This is a genomic window from Salinimicrobium flavum, assembly GCF_042684505.1.
GTDB classification, from domain to species: domain Bacteria; phylum Bacteroidota; class Bacteroidia; order Flavobacteriales; family Flavobacteriaceae; genus Salinimicrobium; species Salinimicrobium flavum.
Map to the genome: position 1 here is coordinate 1 of NZ_JBHULT010000007.1, position 3,328 is coordinate 3,328.

At 43.7% G+C, this 3,328-nt stretch carries 2 protein-coding genes and 1 pseudogene; all 3 read right to left on the reverse strand.

Features of this window, described 5'->3' with window-relative positions:
• Positions 1-282: HYR-like domain-containing protein (locus ACFSTG_RS15145; protein WP_449329204.1), on the reverse strand; the 282-nt coding region annotated here is incomplete at its 3' end.
• Between the two features lie 50 nt (positions 283-332).
• Positions 333-1,823, reverse strand: a pseudogene (locus ACFSTG_RS15150) (HYR-like domain-containing protein); the annotation flags it as partial.
• A 503-nt stretch (positions 1,824-2,326) separates the two neighbouring features.
• Positions 2,327-3,328, reverse strand: a 1,002-nt coding sequence (locus tag ACFSTG_RS08090) for a T9SS type A sorting domain-containing protein (RefSeq protein ID WP_380750849.1), incomplete at its 5' end; no start/stop codon positions are given.

The following is a 3,328-nucleotide window of genomic DNA, read 5'->3' on the forward strand; positions in this document are numbered from 1 at the left end:
TTCACAAGTAAGTGGATCCGGAGCGTCAACCACCACAGGAGTACCTGCAGTTAATGGGTTGCCACAGTTATCCATCACTGTTGGAAGGGTGATACCAACACCGTCAGCATCTGCCTCACAGGCTACGGTCTCAGAGCCGTCCATCTCACTAATGGTGAATGGCTCATACTCGATAGTGTAAACATAAGACCAGTCAGCAGTATTGCCTTCGCAATCTGTAAAGGTCCAGGTGTACGTACGGGTACCTTCACAAGTAAGTGGATCCGGAGCGTCAACCACCACAGGAGTACCTGCAGNCTAATGGTGAATGGCTCGTACTCGATAGTGTACACATAAGACCAGTCAGCGGTATTGCCTTCACAATCTGTGAAAGTCCATGTATACGTGCGGGTGCCTTCACAAGTAAGTGGATCCGGAGCATCAACCACCACAGGAGTACCTGCAGTTAAAGTATTACCACAGTTATCCATCACTGTTGGAAGGGTGATACCAACACCGTCGGCGTCTGCCTCACAGGCTACAGTTTCAGATCCATCCATATCTTCAATGGTGAATGGCTCGTACTCGATTGTATACACGTAGTTCCAGTACACGGTATTTCCGCAGTCGTCTGAATAGGAATACTGATAGGTACGGGTTCCCTCGCAAGTTATGGGATCAGGTTCATCTGTTATCACAGGACCAACCGCATTTAACTCCACTCCACATTCATCGGTCACAACAGCCGGAACAGGAGGTGTAGCTTCAGACAAACAGGCTACGGTCGAACCTCCATCCATCGGAGGTACCGGTTCCATTCTGTCTTCAATCGTAAAGGTTGCTTCACAAGAGTAAGGTTCATTACAGTCATCTGTAATGGTATATCCAATAGTCACCGCACCTCCACACTCATCAGGGGCCACATCAACCCCGGGTTTAATAGCGCCGGTCGAGTTGCCGTTCACAAACCATTCTACAGTGCTGTTCCATCCGCCGCTTGCGGTGAAGTCGTCAAGGAAATCAGAAAAAGCCATATCAATAGCTTCCTGCGACTGACAGGATCCTTCAATGACATCTTCCGGACAGTTGGTAGCGAATGCAGGACATTCATATTCACATTCCTTTATTTTAAAGTTTAGGGATCCATTTGTAGGAGCGTCATAGAAAAATGCGATATAGTATACATTATAGACATCATCTCCAAGTACTGCATTATCATTACTCCAGGCCTCGTACTGGTTAGCATCACTGCATGCAATAAGTTCAAATTGTTCTTCGCAGGCGATAGGATCTGACAATCGCTGAGCGATGCTTTGCATATCCCCGGAAGTATCTGTAAAAGAACCGGCGTGGAACAGAAACCAGGAGTCTGATGCTCCTACGCCCTGTATTTTTGTCCCGTCAACATTGGGAGGAGTAGCAAAAACCATCCATTGAAGATAGTTTCCGGTCTCACATCCGCTTCCGTTGAAAAGATGGTCATATTCTGCAGCAGCGGATGCATCATACAATCCTATATCAGGATCACTGGCCTCAATACCGCATCCGTCTGTATCTGCTGCATGGGTACAACTTATGAGACCTGATTCCACTGCTCCACTGTTGGAGCAGTATACTTTGGCATCACAAGGATCTGGGCCATGCCCCTCCTCCATATTTGGCTGGCAAATAGCCGGCGAGGATTCACATTGTGCCTGTACCTGTTGAGGCGGTAGAAAAAACAGAAGCAGGATAAGGATCAAACCGGAAAAACCATTGATCATGGATTTCCTGTTACGGGGCCGGGTTCGGGGCCGGGAGTTGGATGTCCGGTGGTTAACCGGACAAAAAGTATCATCTTTCATAATTAATAATTTTGGTTAGAATTATTGCCAACAAAAGATGGAAAAGAACGGTAGGTACAGGGCAATGTACTGCTACAGCAGTTTTTTAGAAATTATATGTAAGAAAATAAAATAGGGAGGCAATCATCAGCCCGGGGGATAGGTTCTGTTAAGCTCTAAAGACATAGTCTTTTACCGCGGGGGAAGGGAATTTTGATCGTTGGGGGAGGAAAAGTCGTAATAATTTAAAGCGAAAATGTAGAGACTGAGATTGTAAGATTCGTCTTCAAATCATTAAACTTACCTTAAATGTAAAATAAAAATCAGGAGGTAAATGTCTGATTATCAGAAATTTTTGTTAAAAACTAATATTTTTAGATGAAATGCAAATTTGAAGGGATAAAGATTACATTACCGGTGAAAATTTATTCTTAATGAAATTAATAGAACGAATTTTAAAAACACCGTGAAATAGAAAAGCAGCCGTTTCCGGCTGCTTTTCAGGTTTTAAAGGTTAATAAAATTTATTTTTTAGACGAAACTATTTGTTTCACAAATACTTCACGATCTGTTGTTACTCTCACTATGTACATTTGATTGGCACCTATTGAGAAGTCAACACCTATAGAAGTAGTGGATCCTTTAGAGACTCCGCTATCCTGAACGGTTTTCAACAAGTTGCCTCCCAGATCAAAGATCTCAATAACCACATTTGAAGAGTAATCAAGGTCATAATCTACATTGATCACCTCACTGAATGGTACAGGATAAACATCCACGTCATTCTCCACAACTTCCACGTTCAGACTTTCTGCCTGGATGGATTGGGTGGATTCAAGAGCTGTGATGGTAGGTGCAGGATCTCTTGTTCCTTCACAAACATCTACATTGGCATGGCCTATGAAATAGAAATTACATAAATCCTTGTTTTTTCCTTTCCCTTCCAAGACTGAAACCGGTATTCTAATTGTGGCGGTATATTCATCGACTACCGGTCCGCTATAGGGGTACTGTCCCGGAATTCCGGCAAACCTAGGATATTTGTCACAACCAATATATACATGAATGCCTTCTAATTTATAGATTTCATTATTCGCAACATCATCCATCATGGTATAGACCACATTGATATAATCTCCGTCTCTATACAAACGCACATTTCCAACAAGGGTTCCACTATCTATGGTACATTGTGACGCACCGGCATACAATGGTAGAGTAACATCTAATCCGCTAGCATTGTAAGGTCCGTTTGACCAACCCCAATTACTGCTTTTTATATTGCCGCAGAAGTCGTTTGCCTTACTTCCTCCATAAGCGTAAGCTGTTTCGGAGGTGCAGCATGGAACAAGAGTGAGAGTTCCAGTGCCACTACCAGTACAAGCGGTGGTAGTCTTATCCGTAATGGTCACACTATAACTACCCGCAATACTTGCACTAAAACTAGCTACGTTACCAGGATCACTTACTCCCATTGGTACAGTCCAGCTATAAGTGTAGTCTCCTCCACTGTCTGCAGGACTCGG